The sequence below is a fragment of the Microbulbifer sp. TB1203 genome (genome assembly GCF_030997045.1).
GTDB lineage: Bacteria > Pseudomonadota > Gammaproteobacteria > Pseudomonadales > Cellvibrionaceae > Microbulbifer.
Map to the genome: position 1 here is coordinate 4949728 of NZ_CP116899.1, position 18553 is coordinate 4968280.

At 61.6% G+C, this 18553-nt stretch carries 14 protein-coding genes; 6 read left to right on the top strand and 8 right to left on the bottom strand.

Translation table 11 applies throughout. The annotated features are described in order from the left end of the window. Window positions 1-211 precede the first annotated feature (211 nt). Window positions 212-886 (bottom strand): DUF3299 domain-containing protein, encoded by a 675-nt coding sequence (locus PP263_RS21015; RefSeq protein WP_308366026.1) that lies wholly within the window; start codon window positions 884-886, stop codon window positions 212-214. 31 nt (window positions 887-917) lie between these two features. Here PP263_RS21015 and PP263_RS21020 point away from each other — a divergent pair, with 31 nt between their 5' ends. Together PP263_RS21020 and PP263_RS21025 are read left to right on the top strand one after the other, a co-directional pair. Then, entirely contained in the window at window positions 918-1640 is a 723-nt protein-coding gene (locus PP263_RS21020) for an ABC transporter ATP-binding protein (RefSeq protein ID WP_308366027.1), read from the top strand. Beyond that, window positions 1630-2859, top strand: a complete 1230-nt coding sequence (locus tag PP263_RS21025) for an FtsX-like permease family protein (protein ID WP_308366028.1) — start codon at window positions 1630-1632, stop codon at window positions 2857-2859. The genes PP263_RS21020 and PP263_RS21025 overlap by 11 nt, the downstream gene beginning before the upstream one ends. Before the next feature lie 215 nt (window positions 2860-3074). On the opposite strand, the gene PP263_RS21030 is transcribed toward PP263_RS21025, so the two are convergent. From PP263_RS21030 to PP263_RS21050, 5 genes are all read right to left on the bottom strand, one after another. After that, on the bottom strand, window positions 3075-4928 hold the full coding sequence (locus tag PP263_RS21030) for a DUF885 domain-containing protein (RefSeq protein ID WP_308366029.1): 1854 nt from the start codon (window positions 4926-4928) through the stop codon (window positions 3075-3077). 109 nt (window positions 4929-5037) lie between these two features. Next, window positions 5038-6975 carry a 1-deoxy-D-xylulose-5-phosphate synthase gene (gene dxs / locus PP263_RS21035; protein ID WP_308366030.1) on the bottom strand — a complete coding sequence of 646 codons (1938 nt, stop codon included), beginning with the start codon at window positions 6973-6975 and terminating at the stop codon, window positions 5038-5040. 240 nt (window positions 6976-7215) lie between these two features. Then, on the bottom strand, window positions 7216-8124 hold the full coding sequence (gene ispA / locus PP263_RS21040; RefSeq protein ID WP_308366032.1) for a (2E,6E)-farnesyl diphosphate synthase: 909 nt from the start codon (window positions 8122-8124) through the stop codon (window positions 7216-7218). After that, a complete protein-coding gene (locus PP263_RS21045) occupies window positions 8125-8382 on the bottom strand; it encodes an exodeoxyribonuclease VII small subunit (RefSeq protein ID WP_183456555.1) in 258 nt (85 codons plus the stop codon). A 225-nt stretch (window positions 8383-8607) separates the two neighbouring features. Continuing rightward, entirely contained in the window at window positions 8608-10053 is a 1446-nt protein-coding gene (locus tag PP263_RS21050) for a PQQ-dependent sugar dehydrogenase (protein WP_308366034.1), read from the bottom strand. Window positions 10054-10840: 787 nt separating this feature from the next. On the opposite strand from PP263_RS21050, the gene PP263_RS21055 reads away from it, so the two are divergent. Next, window positions 10841-11413 carry an HNH endonuclease gene (locus tag PP263_RS21055; RefSeq protein ID WP_183456552.1) on the top strand — a complete coding sequence of 191 codons (573 nt, stop codon included), beginning with the start codon at window positions 10841-10843 and terminating at the stop codon, window positions 11411-11413. Between the two features lie 21 nt (window positions 11414-11434). On the opposite strand, the gene PP263_RS21060 is transcribed toward PP263_RS21055, so the two are convergent. Further along, entirely contained in the window at window positions 11435-12448 is a 1014-nt protein-coding gene (locus PP263_RS21060; protein ID WP_308366037.1) for a D-alanine--D-alanine ligase, read from the bottom strand. 93 nt (window positions 12449-12541) lie between these two features. Beyond that, window positions 12542-13396: a penicillin-insensitive murein endopeptidase gene (gene mepA, locus PP263_RS21065; protein WP_308366038.1), complete on the bottom strand. Its 855-nt coding sequence runs from the start codon at window positions 13394-13396 to the stop codon at window positions 12542-12544. A gap of 140 nt (window positions 13397-13536) precedes the next feature. On the opposite strand from mepA, the gene PP263_RS21070 reads away from it, so the two are divergent. The 3 genes from PP263_RS21070 to PP263_RS21080 all read left to right on the top strand — a co-directional run bounded on the left by PP263_RS21070 (window position 13537) and on the right by PP263_RS21080 (window position 18217). Further along, the gene (locus tag PP263_RS21070) at window positions 13537-14352 is read left to right on the top strand and encodes an SH3 domain-containing protein (protein ID WP_308366039.1); all 816 of its coding nucleotides are present in this window, start codon (window positions 13537-13539) and stop codon (window positions 14350-14352) included. Between the two features lie 520 nt (window positions 14353-14872). Then, entirely contained in the window at window positions 14873-15727 is an 855-nt protein-coding gene (locus PP263_RS21075) for a M23 family metallopeptidase (protein WP_308366040.1), read from the top strand. A 138-nt stretch (window positions 15728-15865) separates the two neighbouring features. Next, window positions 15866-18217 carry a metallophosphoesterase gene (locus tag PP263_RS21080; RefSeq protein WP_308366041.1) on the top strand — a complete coding sequence of 784 codons (2352 nt, stop codon included), beginning with the start codon at window positions 15866-15868 and terminating at the stop codon, window positions 18215-18217. Window positions 18218-18553: the final 336 nt, after the last annotated feature.

Consider the following 18553-nt stretch of genomic DNA (forward strand, 5'->3'; position numbering starts at 1 on the left):
CTGGATACCGGTACCGGATCAAGTCCGACATGACGTTCCTGCGCCGGTATGACGAGTCGCTGAATTCAGTAGGATGGGCAAAGGAGCGAAGCGACGTGCCCATCTTTCGTGGCTTTGATGGGCACGAGCCCGCCAGGGATGGCGGGCATGCAGAAAACGCATGGAGCAGTTTTTCTGCCTGCGCTTTGCCTACGAATGCTATTTCTGACGTTCAGTCTTCATAAACGTAAATCCGCTCCACTGTCATACTGTAAGCCGCCGTACCCAGCTCGCTTTCCTTGCGCAACGTACGCAACTCCCCCTCCACGTAAAAGGGGTCGTACAGAAACTCCACCTGCATCCCCTTGGGAAAGCTGGCGTGGATGATCTGGTTCGGCGGCGGTGGCGGCAGGTGAAGGCAGGCGCCGAAGTAGGGCACCAGGAAGAAGCTGGTGATGGTCTGCTCTTCGTCGAACTCCAGCGGCACCACAAAACCGGGGATGCGCACCCGCTGGCGGTCGAATTCCGGCTTGATGCGGGTGGAGGCCAGCGCCTGCTGGTAGCGGTCCTCCGCGGCCCGGTTTTCGGTGCCGGACAGTTTCCCCGCTATTTCGTCCTCCGCGGAGCCCTCGGGGATATTCTCCAGGTAGTCCGGGGGATTGAGCAGCGCGTCCAGGTCGTCCTCGGGGATCAGGTCCGCCCATTCCACTTCCCGGTAGACCGCGTCCGCGGGCCGGGATTGCTGCGCCGCCCCGGCGGCGGCCGGTTCCGCAGTGGTGATTTCCTCCCGCTTGCTGCAGGCGCCCGCCAGCACGGCGGCGGCTAGCAACAAGGAGGCGAATTTCAGGCCGGGTGCATACATAGTGCTGGGAAATAGGGTTGCCGGAATGTAGATATGATATATCATCTTTGGTTCTTCCCGGAACCCGAGGTGTCGGATGAATGCACCAGTCGCGCAACTGGCGGCGGATGCCGTCGCCGTCGAACAACTGCGTTTCGCCTACGGCGGCGGCCCCGCGGTGCTGGATATTCCCCGCTGGTCGGTGCCGCGGGGCGGCCGGGTATTCCTGCGCGGCCCCTCCGGTTCCGGCAAATCCACGCTCCTCAACCTGCTCGCCGGAATCCTGGTGGCGCCGGGGGCGCGGCTGGAACTGCTGGGGCGGCCGCTGGGGTCGCTCGGCGGCCGCGACCGGGACCGCTTTCGCGCGCGCTATATCGGTGTGGTGTTCCAGCAGTTCAACCTGATTCCCTACTTGAGCGTGCTGGACAATATCCGTCTGGCTGCCACCTTTGGGGGTGGCGCCGCCGGGGATGTCCGCGAGCGGGCGCGGGGGCTGCTGGCGCAGCTGAAACTGGGGGAGGGACTTCTGTCGAGGAAGGTTCCCGAGTTGAGCGTCGGCCAGCAGCAACGGGTGGCGATCGCCCGGGCACTGGTCAACGGGCCGCAGCTGTTGCTGGTGGACGAACCCACCTCGGCGCTGGACAGCGAGGCCCGCGACGCCTTCGTGCAGCTGTTGCTGGAGGTCTGCGATGGGGTTGGCAGCACGGTGATTTTCGTCAGCCACGACGGCGCGCTGGCGCGGCACTTTCCGCTGGTCGCGGACATGCGCGAGCTGAATCGCGCCTGGGAGACGGGGCGGGAGGCGGCCGGTGTTTCTTAAACTCGCCTGGCAGAGTCTGGCGCACCGCAGGGGCAGCGTGCTGCTGGCGGTGCTCTCGGTGGCGGTCAGCCTGTTCGTGCTACTGGGCGTGGAGCAGGTGCGCAGCCAGGCGAAAAGCAGCTTCAACCGCACCGTCTCCGGTGTGGACCTGATCGCGGGGGCGCGCGGCGGGCAACTGAACCTGCTGCTCTACTCGGTTTTCCATATCGGCGGTGCCACCCGCAATATTTCCTGGGACAGCTACCGGGAGATAGCACGGCACCCGCGGGTGGCCTGGACCATTCCCATTTCCCTGGGGGATTCACACAGGGGTTACCGGGTGGTGGGCACCTCGCGGGAGTTTTTCACCCGCTACCGCTACGGGCGGGGCCGGCCGCTGGCCTTCGCCGGCGGCGGCCCCTTTGCCGGGCTCTACGACACGGTACTGGGAGCGGAGGTGGCGGAACAGCTCGGCTACCGGCGCGGCGATTCCCTGGTGCTCACCCACGGCCTGGGCCGGGCCGGATTCAGCGACCATGGGGACCGGCCGTTTACCGCGGTGGGCGTGCTCGAGCCCACCGGTACGCCGGTGGACCGGGCGCTGTATGTCAGCCTAGAAGCGGTGGAGGCGATTCACCGGCACTGGCCCGGCGCAACGGACGGCCCCGCTGCCGGAGATGATTTGACGCCCGGCAGCATCACCGCCTTTATGCTGGGCCTGGACTCCCGCGTTGCGGCCTTTCAGGTGCAGCGGCAGATCAACGAATTCCGCGGGGAGCCGCTGATGGCGATACTGCCCGGCGCGGCGCTGGCGGAGCTGTGGCAACAGCTGCGCGGGGTGGAGAATATCCTGCTGGCCATCTCGGCGCTGGTGGTGCTGGCCTCGCTGCTGGGGCTCGGTATCATGCTGCTCGCCTCTATGCGCGAGCGGCGCAGGGAAATCGCTTTGCTGCGGGCGGTGGGTGCGGGTCCCCTGTACCTGTTCGCACTGGTACAGGCGGAGGCGCTGCTGGTGTTGCTGCTGGGGACTGGCACCGCAATCGCGGCCCTGGGCACAGCCCTGTGGCTGGCCCGGCCGCTGGCGGCGCAGTACGGGATCTATCTGGACGGTCTCTCTCAGGGAGGCCAGACATTGGCGCAACTGGGCGCAGTGCTGCTCGGTACCCTGGCACTGGGCCTGGTGCCGTCGCTGGGCGCTTGCCGGCAGTCGCTGCACGGCGAGCTGGCTCGGGAGGGGTAACGGCTGGGGCTCTGGAACCCAGCAGCCAACTGAGAGGCGGCCCTGCTACCGGTGGCTTTTTGCGGGACACGCCGTGAATACATCCCTGTAGGCTTGTCCGCGAGGTCCCTCTCGCAGACAGTCCCGCAAAAATCCACCGGTATCAGGGCCTTCGCATCGGCGTCAAAGTTTTATCGACCCGCAAACAGGAGGCACACAAGGTTCGCCCCTACGCGTCAGCCTGCGCTGACCTGGCCTGCCACAATTGCCTTGGCCGGGGTGCCGGCGGCCTTGGCATTCTGCGTCTCTATCCAGCCGTTCATGCGCGCTTCCAGCACGTTCAGTGGCACTGCGCCGCTCGACAGCAACTGGTCGTGGAAGGCGCGGATATCGAAGCGCTCGCCCAGCTGCTGCTCCGCTTTGGCGCGCAGCTCCTTGATCTTCAGCTGGCCCAGCTTGTAGGCCAGGGCCTGCCCCGGCCACACCAGGTAGCGGTCGATTTCCACGGTAATGTCGTGCCTGGGCTTGGCGCTGTTGTTCATAAAGAACTCGATGGCCTCTTCGCGGCTCCAGCCCAGCTGGTGCATGCCGGTGTCCACCACCAGGCGCACCGCGCGCCACATATCGTAGGTGAGGGCGCCGAACTCGCTGTAGGGGTCCCGGTACAGGCCCAGGTCCTTGCCCAGGCTCTCGGAGTAGAGGCCCCAGCCCTCCACGTAGGCGGTGTAGCCGGCGTTGCGGCGCAGCGGGTGCAGGCCTTCCTGCTCCTGGGCCAGGGCGATCTGCAGGTGGTGGCCGGGCATAGCCTCGTGCACCGTCAGTGCTTCCATCTCCCATTTCGGGCGGCTGGGCAGGTTGTAGGTGTTGGCAAAGAAGATCCCGGCGCGGCCGGCTTCATTGGAGCCGGGCATGTAGTAGGCGGTGGTCTGGGATTTCTCCGAGTAGCTGGGGATTGGCTTTACCCCGTAGGGCAGGCGCGGCAGGGTGCCAAACAGGGCCGGCAGCTCGCCGTCGATGCGCTTGGCGATATCCCGGTAGCCCCGCATCAGTTCTTCCTTGCTGGTGTGGTAGAACTGCGGATCGGTGCGCAGGAATTCGGTGAATTCCTCGAAACTGCCGTCAAAGCCGGTCTTCTCAATGACCGCCTGCATCTGGCCGCGGATGCGCCTCACCTCGGCCAGGCCGATGCGGTGGATTTCCTCCGGGCTCAGGGTGGTGGTGGTGTTTTCGCGCACCTGGTGCGCGTACCAGCGCAGGCCGTCGGGCATGCTGGTGAAAGCGGTGTCCACCCTGGCGCCGGGGATATATTCGCGCTCGACGAATTCCGCCATGTTCCGCCAGGCGGGCACCAGGTCTCTCTGGTACAGCGCATGGGCCCGCTGTTGCAGGCGGCGTTGCTGGGCGGAGGAGATGCCGGCCGGCATTTCGTTGAAAGCTTTCAGCAGAGGGCTGTCCTTCGGCTCCTCGGGCACCAGGGCGCGGATCTGGCCGGGCAGGTCGCGCAGGGTAATCTGCGGCGGGGTGATTTTCCTTTCCAGGCCCTCGCGCATCAGCGCCTGGGTCTGCTGTATCAGCGCCGGCAGTTTCTCCAGGCGGGTGAGAATGGTTTCGTAGTCGGCGGCGGTGCGTTTGGCCATGCTGTTCAGCACACTGGGTACGTTGCGCTGGATGCCGTCCATATGGCTGACCGGCAGCAGGTGGCCCGGGAACTGGAAGCCCTTTACCTCCATCAGCAGGTCCTGGTACAGCAGTTGGTAGTCCAACTGCTCCGCCGCGGGTAAGCTTTCGCTGTCGAGATGGCGGCTGGCGGCGAGCAGGCGGCGGGTCTGTTCCCGGCGACGCTCGATGCTGTCCATGGATGCGTCGGTCCAGCGGTTGTCCTGGCCCCGGTAGCCTTCGTAGGTGGCGTTCTCCGGGAAGCTCTCCATGATCCAGCGGTAGCGCAGGTCTTGCAGAGCTTTCAGCTGGGCGCTGGCATCGCTCTTCGGCAGGGCGTCGAAGGCCTGGTCGAAGGCATTCTGCTCCATAGCCGAGGCGCTGGCGGCGAGCAGGGCGGTGGAGAAGAATAGGGATTTGGCGAGGTTGGTCATGGTGCTCCCCGTGTAATTGGTAAAACTGAGGTGCGGGCTGTGCCCGCGTTCCCGGGGCGGGCCTGCGGCCCGTTGCCGAGCTGGAGCTCGGCGCTCCCAGGGGAGGGCGTTACAGCAGTTTCTGGATTTTGTTTCCCGAGTCCAGAGCCCCGAGGCCCGAGTCCCGCAACCTCCGGCGGATCTGCCGTTCGATGCCCGCCGCGTCCAGGCCGATGCCGGCGAGCAGGTCCTTGTGCTTGCCGTGTTCAATGGTGCTGTCCGGCAGGCCCAGTTGCAGTACCGGTACCTGGGTGCCGCGGTGGTTCAGGTATTCCGTCACCGCGCTGCCGGCGCCGCCGGCCACGGCGTTCTCTTCCAGGGTGACCAGCAGGTGGTGGCTCGCGGCGAGTTCGTCGATCAATTGCTCGTCCAGCGGCTTGACCCAGCGCATATCCGCCACCGTGGCGCCGAGCTTCTCCGCCGCGGCCAGCGCCGGGGTCAGCAGGGTGCCGAAGCTGAGAATGGCCACGCCGGCACCCTCGCGCACCAGTTGCCCCTTGCCCAGCGGCAATTCGGTCATCTGTTCCTCGATCTGCGCCCCGGTGCCGGTGCCCCGCGGATAGCGCACCGCCGCCGGACCGCTGTGGCGGTAGGCGGTATAGAGCAGCTGGCGGCACTCGTTTTCGTCGCTGGGAGCGGCGATTACCAGATTCGGCAGGCAGCGCATATAGGTGAGGTCGAAACTGCCGGCGTGGGTGGGGCCGTCCTCGCCCACCAGGCCGGCGCGATCTATGGCGAAGGTGACGTCCAGGTTCTGGATGGCCACATCGTGCACCAGTTGGTCGTAGCCGCGCTGCAGGAAGGTGGAATAGATGGCCACCACCGGTTTCTGTCCCTCGCAGGCCAGGCCGGCGGCCAGGGTGACCGCGTGCTGTTCGGCGATGGCCACGTCGTGGAAGCGCTCCGGAAAGCGCTCGGCGAATTCCACCATGCCCGAGCCCTCGCACATGGCGGGGGTGATGCCCACCAGTCGGTCATCCCGCTCGGCGGCGTCGCACAGCCAGCGGCCGAACACCTCCTGGTACTTGGGCGGCTTGCGCTCGCCGCCCCCCTCACTCGGGAAGGGGGCCACCTGTACCTTGGGCTCCGGTTCCAGCTTGTTCAGCGCGTGGTAGCCCACCGGGTCCGCTTCGGCGGGGCCGAAACCCTTGCCCTTGGTGGTGACGATATGCAGAAGCTGCGGTCCGCGCTGGCTGCGCAGGTTGCGCAGGGTCTGCACCAGGTCGTGCACATTGTGGCCGTCCAGCGGGCCCACGTAGTTGAAGCCCAGCTCCTCGAACAGGGTGCCCGGGGTGATCATGCCCTTTACATGCTCCTCGGTGCGCCGCGCCAGCTGCCAGGCCTTGGGAATGACGGAGAGTATCTTGCGGCTGCCCTCGCGCATGGACAGGTAGGTTTTGCTGGCCAGGATCTTGGCGAAATAGGTGGCCAGGCCCCCGACATTTTTCGAGATGGACATGCGGTTGTCGTTCAGCACCACCAGCATGTCTTTGCCGGTGTGGGCGGCGTGGTTCAGCGCCTCGAAAGCCATGCCGGCGGTCATGGCGCCGTCGCCGATCACCGCGACGACCCTGCGGTCGTCCGCAGAGCCCAGTGCCATGCCCAGGGCGGCGCTGATGGAGGTGCTGGAATGGCCCACGCCAAAGGTGTCGTAGGGGCTCTCGCTGCGTTTGGGAAAACCGGACAGGCCGCCCTGCTGGCGCATGCTGAGCATCTGCTCGCGGCGCCCGGTGAGAATCTTGTGGGGATAAGTCTGGTGGCCCACATCCCACACCAGCCGGTCTTCCGGGGTGTTGTAGATGTAGTGCAGGGCGATGGTCAGTTCCACGACCCCCAGGCCGGCGCCGAAGTGACCACCGGTCTGGCCGACGCAGTACAGCAGGTACTCGCGCAGCTGGCGGGCCAGCTCCGGCAGTTGGCGCTCGTCCAGGGCGCGCAGCTGCGCCGGTTCATCGATGGCGTCGAGCAGCGGCGTCTGCGGGCGTGTGCGTGGGATTTCGTCGAACATCAAACGTATCAATTGCAACGGATATGTAAGAGGGGGATTGTATGCCTGTGGCGGGGAGAAGCAAACCAATGTGGAATGCGGAATGCGGAATGCGGAATGCGGAATGCGCGATCTGGCCCAGTGCCATGGGAGAGGCTCTTGGCCGCGGTTGGACTTTGGGCGGTTACCAGGCGGGTTCGCGGCCGGCGCGCGTCCCGGCTAGCGCGATATCAGGGCGCGCATTCCGCATTCCGCATTCAATTAGTGACCGCGCTGGACGATATAGTCCGCCAGCTGTCGCAGCAGGTCGCTGTCACCGTCCACTTCGGCCAGGGCTTCCAGCGCCTCCCGGTGCAGGTCCTCCAGCTTGGCGCGCGCGCCTTCCAGCCCCAGCAGGGAGATGTAGGTGGGCTTGTTGCGCGCGGCGTCGGCGCCCTGGGTCTTGCCCAGGGTGGCGGTGTCGGCGGTGACGTCGAGAATGTCGTCCTGTACCTGGAACGCCAGGCCGATGGCCTCGGCATAGCGGCTGACCGCCGCCAGCCGGGCTTCGTCGGCACCGCCGAGCAGGGCGCCGATGCGCGCGCTGGCGCGGATCAGGGCGCCGGTCTTGAGGCGGTGCATCTGTTCGAGTCGGGGTAGGTCGAGGTGTTTGTCCACCGAGTCCAGGTCGATGGCCTGGCCCGCCACCATGCCCCGGCTGCCGGCGGCACAGGCCAGTTCGCGGATCAGCTGCAGTTTGAGGTCGGCGGCCGCCTCACTTTGTAGCAGCAATTCGAAAGCCAGGGTGTGCAGGGCGTCGCCGGCGAGGATGGCGGTGGCTTCGTCGAAGTGAATATGGCAGGTGGGCCGGCCCCGACGCAGGTCGTCGTCGTCCATGGCCGGCAGGTCGTCGTGTACCAGAGAGTAGGCGTGGATGCACTCCAGGGCCGCCGCGGCCGCGTCGCAGCTTTCTGCGGAGAAGCTATCCGCGCGGACGGTGCCCGCGCAGGCGTAGACCAGTGCCGGGCGCAGGCGCTTGCCCGGCCCCAGGGCGGCGTAGCCCATGGCGGCGAAGAGTTTTTCCGCGCCGGAGGTGGCCGGTGCCAGCGCCGTCTGCAGGCGGGTCTCCACACGTTCGGCGCACCAGCGCAGGAAGCTCTGCAGTTCCGCGGGATAGGATGTGCCGGACACTCAGGCTTCTTCCTCTTCGCCCGCGGTATCCTCGTCGAAGGGCAGTTCGCGGATGCTGCCGCTCTCTTCCATCAGCACCTTGACCTTCTGCTCGGCACTGGCCAGTTTCTGCTGGCACTCGCGGGTGAGCTTTACCCCGCGCTCGAAATCCGCCAGGGCCTCCTCCAGGGGCAGATCGCCCGCTTCCAGGCGCTCCACCAGTTCTTCCAATTCTTCCAGTGCCTGCTCAAAGGTTGCCGGCTTCTTTTTTACCGCCATGGGACATTAGCTCCAACTTATCACCCAATGATCAAATAGATCGTCCTGATCTATTTGATCGTCGCTCCCGAAATACTGGCGCAGATGCGCGGATCTGCTGGTATTTCGGGGCTCGCGCCGGCCTGCGGCCGGCGGCGGCACATCCCTGTGCCGCATTATTAGCCCGGCAATAAAGTTCGCCAGCTTAACAGTGCGCGGCAACCTTAGCTGCTGGCGCATAAGGGGTCAATTGCTCGCCTCCAGGGAAAGCAGATAGTGGGCCAGGGCGCGCTTCTGCGCGCTGCTGAAGCCGTAATTGGGCATCGGCGGCGTGGGGGTGTCGAAGTAGTTGGCCAGGCTATGCAGAGTGTATTTTTTCGCCAGGTTTTTCAGCACCAACTGCTCGGCGTGGCATTGGGCGCAGTTGTGCTGCTGATACAGTTCCTCGCCCCGTTGTGCCGCGCCGCTGTCGATGGCCAGGGGTTTGTGGGGAGCTTTTATCCGCGGTTTTCGCTCCGCAGCGGCAAAAGCATTTCGCGACCCGGTGGTGACCCGGTAGACGGCGCCGGCGTAATCGTCGGAGATATAGATATTGCCGTTGGCGTCCTCGGCGATGGCCACAGGGCGGCCGCTGACTTCATCGCGCTCGCGATCCAGGAAGCCCCAGAGGAAATCCCGCTGTTCGATATTGCCGCGATCGTCCCAGTGCAGAGAGACCACTTTGTAGCCGTCCTTGGTGCTGCGGTTCCAGGAGCCGTGCAGGGCCACCAGCGCCGCATCGCGGTAGTCCCGGGGCTGTGCCGGGCTGCGCAGGAAGCGGATGCCCAGCGCGGCGTTGTGGGCTGGGAAGTTGTGTACCGGCGGACGCGAATTCTCGATCTTGCGCTGGATTTCCTCGCCGGCGTCGGCACTGCCCTCTCCGTCTTTGGTGAAATGCGGGTCCGGCACCCGGTCGCCGTTGGCGTAGGGCCAGCCGTAAAAAACACCTTTTTCCACCAGGTTCAGTTCGTCGGGTGGAAAGTCGTCCCCCAGCCAGTCGCGGCCGTTGTCGGTGGCGTAGAGACCTCCGTCCATCGGGGACCAGTCGAAGCCCACACTGTTGCGCAGGCCGGTGGCGTAGATTTCCAGGTCGCTGCCGTCGGGTTTGAAGCGCATGATGGTGGCGCGCTGAGGGTCCTTCTCCTCGCAGACGTTGCAGGTGGAACCACTGGAGAGGTAGACCCAGCCGTCCGGCCCCATAGCGATGGTCTTGGTCCAGTGGTTGCCCTCGTCACCGAGGCCGCTGACGATTTTCTGGTAGCTGCCGGCCAGGCGGCCGTCGGAGTGATCGAAGGGTACGCGGCCGACGCCGTTGCTCTCGGCGATATACAGCCAGTCCTCGTGCAGGAACAGGCCGTGGGGGCGGCTCAGTCCGTCGATGAGTACCCGTTGGCCGTCGCTGCGGCCGTCCCCATCGCGGTCTGCCCGGAGCAGGCCCACCTGTCCGCGTCGGGGCTGGGAAACGATTACGTCGCCACGGCGGGTGACGGTCAACCAGCGGGCGTTGGGCACAGTGTCGGCAAAAAGCTCCACGCGAAAACCAGCGGGAGTGTGTAACCGTCTATCCACCGTTTGGGGATCAGTTTCAGCGCCCCCCGTCAGTTGTTTCCAGGGCACGCTGACGCCCGGCGCGAAGAATATAATGGTGGACACGCCAGCGCCCAACGCTACAAGAAAAATAAGCGTATATTTCAACAGGCTTTTCACGATTTGAGATTGATCTCGTAATATTTGTGGCTATAGTTGTCGCTCTTCCCATGCCGCGCCAGTTTTACCACAACAGGCGCCTCCCGTCTCCGCCGCTTATCCCCCATGGGATATATCGCAGGCTTGTGAGATATCTCGCACAAGAAATTCAGCCGATTGCCTCTACTTTTTTTTCCGTCCCTGACCATAATGAAAGTGCAGGGATGCAAAGGGACTGCAAACCGCGGCAAAGGATAAAAGGATTGTGCCGCTCGCCCGAGGGAAACGGGCACCATCCTGTGAGACGCACCGTTCGGGCGGGATTGCCCGGACGGTGTTTTATTGGGCAACGATTCACCTCATCCCTTCGGTCAGCTGAAGGTGCTGATGTGCGCCCTGTGGACTTTTCCCTGATCCTTTCTTCGAGCGGCCTCCGGCTGCACAAAACGGCGGAACCGCCGTTTTGTTATTTTTTACCTGTATCACCGGCGCAATTCCTGTCTGGAAAATGTAACAATTTTCCGCTTTAATCAGAGCAATCCGGCCATATTTCCACCGAGCCGGTGGAGGATGATGCATTCAGTAAGTCAGCTCTGTACATACCTGCCCTGATACAGCCCCCTCACCGCTGGCGGGTATGCTGTTCGACACTCGTGAATTTCTACAGAAGGCCCTTCCGGACTACCGGCAGGGCCTTTGTTTTTGGGCGAACACTGAGTTCGCCCCCAGAGTTTCAAGAAGGGGAGTTGAGCCGATGCAAGCGAGAATTCTGCGCCTGAATCTGGCGGGGCAGCCGCTGGAATGGTTGAGTTGGGAGGAGGCCGCCTGCCTGTATGTGCGGGAATTGGTGACCTGGTCCCTCGGTGGGGTGGTGCTCACTGTGCGCGGTGGCATCAACCGCCTCGGCGAGCGATCCAGTCTGGACCTGGCAGCGATTATCGCCTGCGGCGGCGAGCGTATGGCACGGCCGCGCCGGCGCCCACCATTGACCAATAGCGCGCTCTTTTCCCGCGATCTGCACACCTGCCTGTATTGTGGCAACGGATTTCCCAAGCGGGAGCTGACCCGCGACCATGTGCAGCCGGTATCCCGCGGCGGCCGTGATGTCTGGGAGAACGTGGTGACAGCCTGCCGGCGCTGCAACCAGCACAAGGGCAACCGGCTGCTGCAGGAGATCGATCTGGAATTGCTGGCACTGCCCTTCTGCCCCAATGCCGCAGAATACCTGGCGCTGATCAACAACGAGCGGATACGCGGCGACCAGATGGAGTTTTTACGCGGGCAGTTTTCCCGCCGGCGCCAGGAGGGGTGGTTGCAGGCGGGCTGATCGATATTCAGTGATCGGTGATCACTGTGATCTCACTGCTTTGCGGATCAAACTGCTCAGGTAGTGGGAAAAGTCGTGGCCGGTGTTCTCCATCATTTTGGGGAACATGGAAATGGACGTCATGCCGGGAAAGGTGTTGACCTCGTTGAGATAGATATCGCCTTCCTCGGTGAGAAAGAAATCGATGCGTGACAGGTCCTTCAACTGCAGGCCGATAAAAGCGCGGCGGGAGGCCTCCCTGATCCAGCCCAGCTGCGCGTCGCTCAACCCCTGTGCCTCCACATGGGTGACCGCGCGGCTGGCGTCGTTGTATTTCTCCTCATAGCTGTAGAAGGCGTCCTCCGGCGGGCACACTTCCCCCGGCGGGGTGATCACCAGTTCGCCGTCGTAGGGGTAGACCGCGACTTCGAGTTCGCGCACGCGCAGGCATTTCTCCACCAGCACATAGGGGGAGTAGCGGAAGGCTTCGTCCAGCGCCCGCTCCAGCTCCTCCGTCGAGCTCACCTTGTAGCAGCCCACTGACGATCCCTGATTGGAGGCCTTGACGAACACCTGCCCCCACTCCTGCAGTGCCATGGCGGCCTTGGCGGTCTCCTCCGCCTCACTGCTGCACAGGAACTGGTAGGGCGTGTTGTCTACACCCAGGGCGCTGAGCCAGAGTTTGGTGGTGATCTTGTTGAAGCAGATCTTGCTCGCCTCGGGACCGCAGCCATAGTAGGGAATGCCGAACAGATCCAGTTGGGACTGCAGGTCGCCGGTTTCACCGGGATAGCCGTGGATCGACGGAATCACATAGTGCACCGGTTGGGCTTTGCCGTCTTCCCGGTACAACTGGTGGTCCTGGCGCAGTTGGAAGACTTCACCGCCGCTGCCGGTGAGGCGCCCGTTGGCGTCCATCTCTACACGAGTCAGGGCGATATCCGGCACCTCGGCCAGGCGATGCTGGATAAAGTCTGCGGTGCGCAAGGAGACTTCGTGCTCGCTGCCGCCGCCGCCGCAGATCAGCAGGGTGTTGATGGGGTTTGGGGAATTCATACCTTTCTCGTCTCGTAGGGTGCGCCGCGCACGGTTTTGGCGTGTGCTCTCAACGGTGCGCGCGGCGCATCCCAATGATAAATCAATTTCTTCTCAGGGGGCCGCAAGCACGCGCTCGCACTGCTGAGGCATGGGCGGTTTTTCCGGTTCTTTTCGCGGCTCTTTCGGCGGCGGCGCCTCGCCCCGCAGCAGTGCGTAGAACTCGTCGCTGAACCACCAGTCCAGGTCGTCGCCACAGGGATCGCCCCGCACCGGCCGCTGGGGTTTGCAGTATTCATCGCCCTCGGGGCAGGTCAGACGCACATGGAAATGATAGTTGTGTTCCCACCAGGGTCGCACCTTGCGCAGCCACTCGTTGTCATCGCCGGCGATGCTGCACAGCTTTCGCTTGATGGTGGGATGAACGAAGATGCGCTCCACCCGCGCGTCTTCCGAAGCCAGGCGCAGTATTTGCGGAACCCTGTCGTCCCAGTTCTTTTCGATCAGCCGGTGATTGCGGGCATCCGCGAGCGGCTTGGCGGAGATGTTGTCGCGCTCCCAGGGGCTCAGCGGGCGCTCGGCGGCGCGCCAGTCCTGGGAGTACCAGATGTCGATATCCAGCCCCATCTGGTGGCTGCGGTGGCCGGAACTGAAGGGCCCGCCGCGGGCCATGGACATATCGCCGATCTGCAGGCGGCCCAAGCCGTTGTTCGCAACCCGGGCGGAAAAATCCTTGAGGAACTGGATGGTGGCCGGGTGGCCGTAGTGCCGGTCGCGGCCTGTGCGCACCAGTTGGAAGCCCTTGCCGCGCAGGGGCATCTGTTCGGCGCCGCTCAGGCAGCCGTTGGTGTAGGTGCCGATGCTGGCGGAGGCCTGGGAGGAGGGGCGCGAGACCCTTTCCCAGGGGTTGGCGGTGGCGCTGGAAGCCAGCGCGGCGGTCAACAGGATAGCAGTGAGGGATCGATACATTGGTACTCAAACTACAACTTCGTAGGATGCGCTGTGCGCACCGTTCGGGTTTGGCGGTGCATGCGGCGCACCTCGTGTCTCTTTCGAGTCCCGATAATTATAGGGGGTTCCCTTTCTCTGTCGGTGAACCGGGTATCTCCGTGCAGGCGGCCATCTCTGCGTTGATGCCGATGGAGATGCGCAGGTACTCCGATGCGCCGTTTGTTGAAGTGGTGCAGGATATCGCGCCGGTGCAGTTCCGCCTAGAGCTGCGGCCCCATCGTGACTGTGAAAAGCGTGATAGAGTGAAAAGACTGTTCACTGAAAGTGAAGGCTTGGTCATGTCGCGTCTACCCCCGATCATTCCGGCTGTTCTCATCTCATGCTGGGCGGCAACCGCCGCCTTCGCCCAGCCCGTTCACACCGATCCACGCTATTACCGGGTTACCGGAGTGGCGGCGGACGACGCTCTCAATATCAGGTCGGCGCCGACCGCAAGCGCGGAGATCGTTGGCAAGTTCGAACCGGGCGCGCAGCCCGTGGAGGTTCTCGACATCGACAAGGGCTGGGCCCGGGTGATCATCGGCGAGGGCATGGGTTGGGCCTCTGCCGATTATCTCGAACCCATTCAGATGTCGCCGATTGGTGACTCGGCGCTCCCTGCGGGGCTCTTGTGCGCTGGCACGGAGCCGTTCTGGAGTCTCCGTATTGACCGGAAATCGGTCACCTACAGTGCCGCCGGCGCTGAGGAGCGTGTCATGAGCCTCGTTAAAGCGGACGGCTTCGCCGGTGTTGGACCGGGTACGAACTTTGTCATCGCCTCGGGGGAGGGTAGCAGTATCACCGCCGTGGTTTCCAACCAGCGCTGTTCGGACGGGATGAGCGATCGCGACTATCCGCGTCGGATCGATGTGGTGCTTTCCGGTGCCGACGGTGTGACCGGGCTGACAGGGTGTTGTCGTGTGCCGGTGAATTAGAGGTATTGGAAAATAAGCCCTCCCTTTTTTCAAGTAGAACGGCCTTTCAAGTAGAACGGGCCGTTTGCCCCGAACTCCCCCCTGCCACCTGAAACCTACCCGCTTCCCCCGCGCCAGTTGAAATAGTCGCCATCCGCCAATTCACGGACGGATTTTGCAGGGCGCTCTTCTTCCGTAAAGGTGGCAGGCAAAGACACAGCGGATCACTAATAGTGCAAAAAATCGTCGGCAGTCCACTCTGGGCGGGAATAAAGTATTCAAAATGTGAATAAATTATGCTTTTTGGTGTTGTTGTTATGGATAAATTATTCTACGGTGTCATTGCAAATGGCTGACTGCGTCAAGAAGTAAGGTGGTAGACAGAAAGGGATGCAGATCCGCCACAACTTCGCCGGGAGAGCAAAATTGCTGCATCGCGCCGCGCAGGTGCCGGTTGAGCAATTGTAATGCGCTCGGCCGGCGTGCAATCCGCAGGTGCCTGTGCGGCACATCTCCAAAAAATAAGGAAGAGGAGAACACCATGTTACGAACCACCATGCTGGGAGCGTTGGCGACCTTTGTTTTGATGTCATTGCCGGCTGCCGCCGCAACCCACAAGAGCCCATTCAATTGCAACAAGACCTTCAACGCCAACAACTGGATTGGCAATCCCGACCACAATCCGAAGGGTTCGATCGACTGGCAGAACTACGGCGGCGATGCGATCAACGGTGAGCCCGTGCGGGCCACGGCGGGCGGCACCGCCTACTTCTACAACGCGGGCAGCACCAGCTATGGCCGCTGGGTCGAGATCCGGCACGACGACGGCACCCGCACACGGTACGCGCACCTGTCGACACAGGTGCGCAGCCCCGGCCAATCGATGCCAGTCAGCCGCGGCACCCAGATCGGCACGGTTGGCTCGACCGGCGGCAGCAGAGCGCCGCACCTGCACTATGAGCAGAGGTTCTCCAACGGCGCGGTGGACACTTCGCCGACCGTCGAGGGCGTTACCGTTTCTCGGGGCCAGAAGAAGGCCATCACCAGCTCGAACAACTGCGGGAGCGGAGCCAACCCCTACACGCCGGACGAGGTGTGCGGGAACGGCTTCAGCGTGATCGACTCCCACGGACTCACCGGCGGGAGGGTCTACCTGCTGTGGAACGGAAGCAGCGGACAGAATTGCGTGGTGACGATAAAGTCCTCCAAGGTCGGCTCACCGTCATCGGTGTCAGCGTCCCTGCAAGTCGAGGGCAGCACCAAGGCGACCGATTCCGGCAGTTTTAGCTATTACGCCGGACCCGTCAAAAAGTCGGCGTCAAACCAATGCGTGAAATGGGGCGGCTCGGTCGGGAGCAGTTCCTGGGAGAGCGCCTTCGGGCATTGCGGCAGTTAGGCCTGCAGCGCAGAGAAACAGGCGGGGCATCGTCCCCGCCGCATCCTTGCAGAACTCGGCACCTCGCGCAGTCAATTGTTCAGTCTGGGCGCAGGTGAATCGCAGGTCACCGTGCACATAACTAGCGGACAAGTCTATATGAAACCTATTAAATTTTTATTTCCAGGTATCTGTGCATTGCTGTTATTTTCAGTAAGCGCGATTAACGCACACGCCGCTGAAGACTTTTCTATCGTGCTGCTTCCGGATACGCAAAACTATGCGGAAAAACCCTCCTACGGCGTTTACCGGCATCAAACCCAATGGATCGTTAATCAAAAGCAGGCACGCAATATCCAGTTCGTCGCGCACCTGGGCGACATCACCCAACACGATGTCGTGGAACAGTGGCAGGTTGCGGATCAGGCACACGCCCTCCTGGATAACGCCCAGATACCGTTCAGTATGACCCCGGGCAATCACGATTTCTATCCGAGCAAGGCAATACACGCAAGACAATCCATGTTCGTGAATTACTTTGGCCCACAGCGATATGCCGGCAAGTCCTGGTATGGGGGTGCATTTAATTCCACCAACGAAAACAACTATATGTATTTCAGTGCCAAAGGAATGGATTTCCTGGTGGTCAGCCTGGAATTTGCGCCGCGTAAGGATGTGGTAACCTGGGCAAACAAGGTCATTCAACAGCACCCCAATCACCGCGTTATTGTGGCCACACATTGCTATCAAAATTCCTATGGCGATCACACAACGGGTTGGGCTGATCACTACAATGTGGAAGGCCGGGAAGGGATCGACCTATGGGAAGAGCTCTTGCAGCGTCACAGTAATATTTTCTTAATGGTCAGCGGTCATATTCAAGGCACATCTTACAACAAGAGGGTCGGTCAGAACGGCAATGTGGTTCATGAGATATTAACTGACTTTCAATCTGAGCCTGTACTTGGCAATGGGACCGCCCTCGGCAATGGCTGGTTGCGGGTGCTCACGTTCAAACCTGATGAAAATAAAATTAGCGTAGAAACGCTGAGCGTGGAAGCTGGTAATACCAGTATATTCTCCGGGGGAAGGCCGCAGTTTTACCTGAATTACAATAGAATTTCCAACCCCACTGCCGACAGACACAATCAAATGAATTTTGATCTGTCGTATGATATGCAAAGTATTCCCGGCTATTCCTATAGCATAGGCGATCCGCAATACAAAGATCGCAAAACCCACACCAGTCTTCAGGGGAACCATGTCCGCCCGCAAATAGTCTCACTGGAGAATGGAAATTCAATTGTGGTGTGGCAGGACGATCGCGACAACAACGGTTATTATCAGATCCATGCGCGCGCCTTCGACAGTGACGGCAATGCTCTGTTCAATGACATTACCGTCAACTCTGCTGCCGGCGGACAACAACTCAGCCCTTCGGTGGCCTCGGATGAGAGCGGTAATTTTGTTGTTGTCTGGGAAGATGACCAGGACAATAACGGAAATTATCAAATATATGTGCGTGGCTTCCATGCAAATGGAAGTGAACGGTTTTCCGACATGGCGGTAAGCGGTATATCCGCGGGGCAACAACGCGCGCCGGCGGTGGCCATGGATGCAAGTGGTAATTTCGTTGTTGCGTGGCAGGACGACAGGGACGGCAATGGTTATTTCCAAATCAAGGCGAAAGGTTTTAGTCCTGAAGGCGGTCAGCGGTTTTCAGACCGCACGGTGAACTCGGTAGCTGCCGGTCAACAGTATAACCCTGCTGTTGCCATGGGGGAGGATGGAGAATTTGTGGTTGTTTGGGAAGACGACCAGGAAAATGATGATAACTTCACTATCCTCGGCCGTGGTTTCAATCCGTCGGGCACCGAACGTATCAGCGATTTTAGCGTTAACAGCGTTACCACTGGTGATCAAAGCGCGCCCGATATAGCCATGGACTCTTTCGGACGCTTTATCGTGGTCTGGGAAGATGACAAGGATGGCAACGGCTATTACCAGATATACGCCCGGGCCTTTAATGCCGACGGCAGAGAGCGGCTTCACGACTTCACGGTCAATTCCACCGCCGACGGCCAACAGCGGGCCCCGGGTGTAGGCGTGGATGCCGTGGGTAATTTTGTCATTGCGTTTGAGGATGATAATGACGAAAACGATTACAACCAGATTTACGCACGCTCGTTCAACAGCAGCGGTTCCCAGCACAAAGCTGACTTTACCGTTAATAGTGACGGTACCGGACATCAATATCGGCCCGCAGTAGATCTTAAGGGTTCCAATATAACGGTAACCTGGGAGGATGATATGGACGGTGACGGCGGATACGCCGTACTGATGAGAAATTTTCCGTGGCAAGAAGGCGGGATGGCAAAAGTCGCCACGGACAGCGAACCGTTAAGCAACTACACCGTTTCAGATCAGCAAGACGTGCTAACCGGAAAGGAATTGATACCGGTGTACCCTGCTTCCCCGGGAGGAGATTATAAAAATCCAAGCTGGCAGTAAATATCGGGAGTAAAAGGGGGCGAGAGCCTCCTTTTTATCCGCTCGTGTTGGCAATCGTTCCCGATACCTGTCTCGTCAACCCAATAAATCCCGGCATTTTCCTGCTTTGCCCGAGCTTTGATTTTCCGAGGACATTCCCCTGTCTCGGCGCCTTGCCGCAATTCCGCGATGCAGCCGTGCGTCTGGTTGAAATAGCCGCCATCCGCCCCAGCGCAACGAATAAAATATTCAAAATGTGAATAAATTATGCCGTTTTGGCATTGTTATTATTTATAAATTATTCTACGGTGTGCTTGCTGATGGCGGGCTGCGTCAAGAAGTAAGGCGGTAAACAGG

Bases quoted from the DNA above. Each gene is read 5' to 3' on its own strand.
- PP263_RS21020 (WP_308366027.1), top strand. From the start codon at position 918: ATGAATGCACCAGTCGCGCAACTGGCGGCGGATGCCGTCGCCGTCGAA.
- PP263_RS21030 (WP_308366029.1), bottom strand. From the start codon at position 4,928: ATGACCAACCTCGCCAAATCCCTATTCTTCTCCACCGCCCTGCTCGCC.
- PP263_RS21015 (WP_308366026.1), bottom strand. From the start codon at position 886: ATGATATATCATATCTACATTCCGGCAACCCTATTTCCCAGCACTATG.
- PP263_RS21060 (WP_308366037.1), bottom strand. From the start codon at position 12,448: ATGAATTCCCCAAACCCCATCAACACCCTGCTGATCTGCGGCGGCGGC.
- PP263_RS21075 (WP_308366040.1), top strand. From the start codon at position 14,873: ATGTTACGAACCACCATGCTGGGAGCGTTGGCGACCTTTGTTTTGATG.
- PP263_RS21080 (WP_308366041.1), top strand. From the start codon at position 15,866: ATGAAACCTATTAAATTTTTATTTCCAGGTATCTGTGCATTGCTGTTA.
- PP263_RS21055 (WP_183456552.1), top strand. From the start codon at position 10,841: ATGCAAGCGAGAATTCTGCGCCTGAATCTGGCGGGGCAGCCGCTGGAA.
- mepA (WP_308366038.1), bottom strand. From the start codon at position 13,396: ATGTATCGATCCCTCACTGCTATCCTGTTGACCGCCGCGCTGGCTTCC.
- PP263_RS21045 (WP_183456555.1), bottom strand. From the start codon at position 8,382: ATGGCGGTAAAAAAGAAGCCGGCAACCTTTGAGCAGGCACTGGAAGAA.
- dxs (WP_308366030.1), bottom strand. From the start codon at position 6,975: ATGTTCGACGAAATCCCACGCACACGCCCGCAGACGCCGCTGCTCGAC.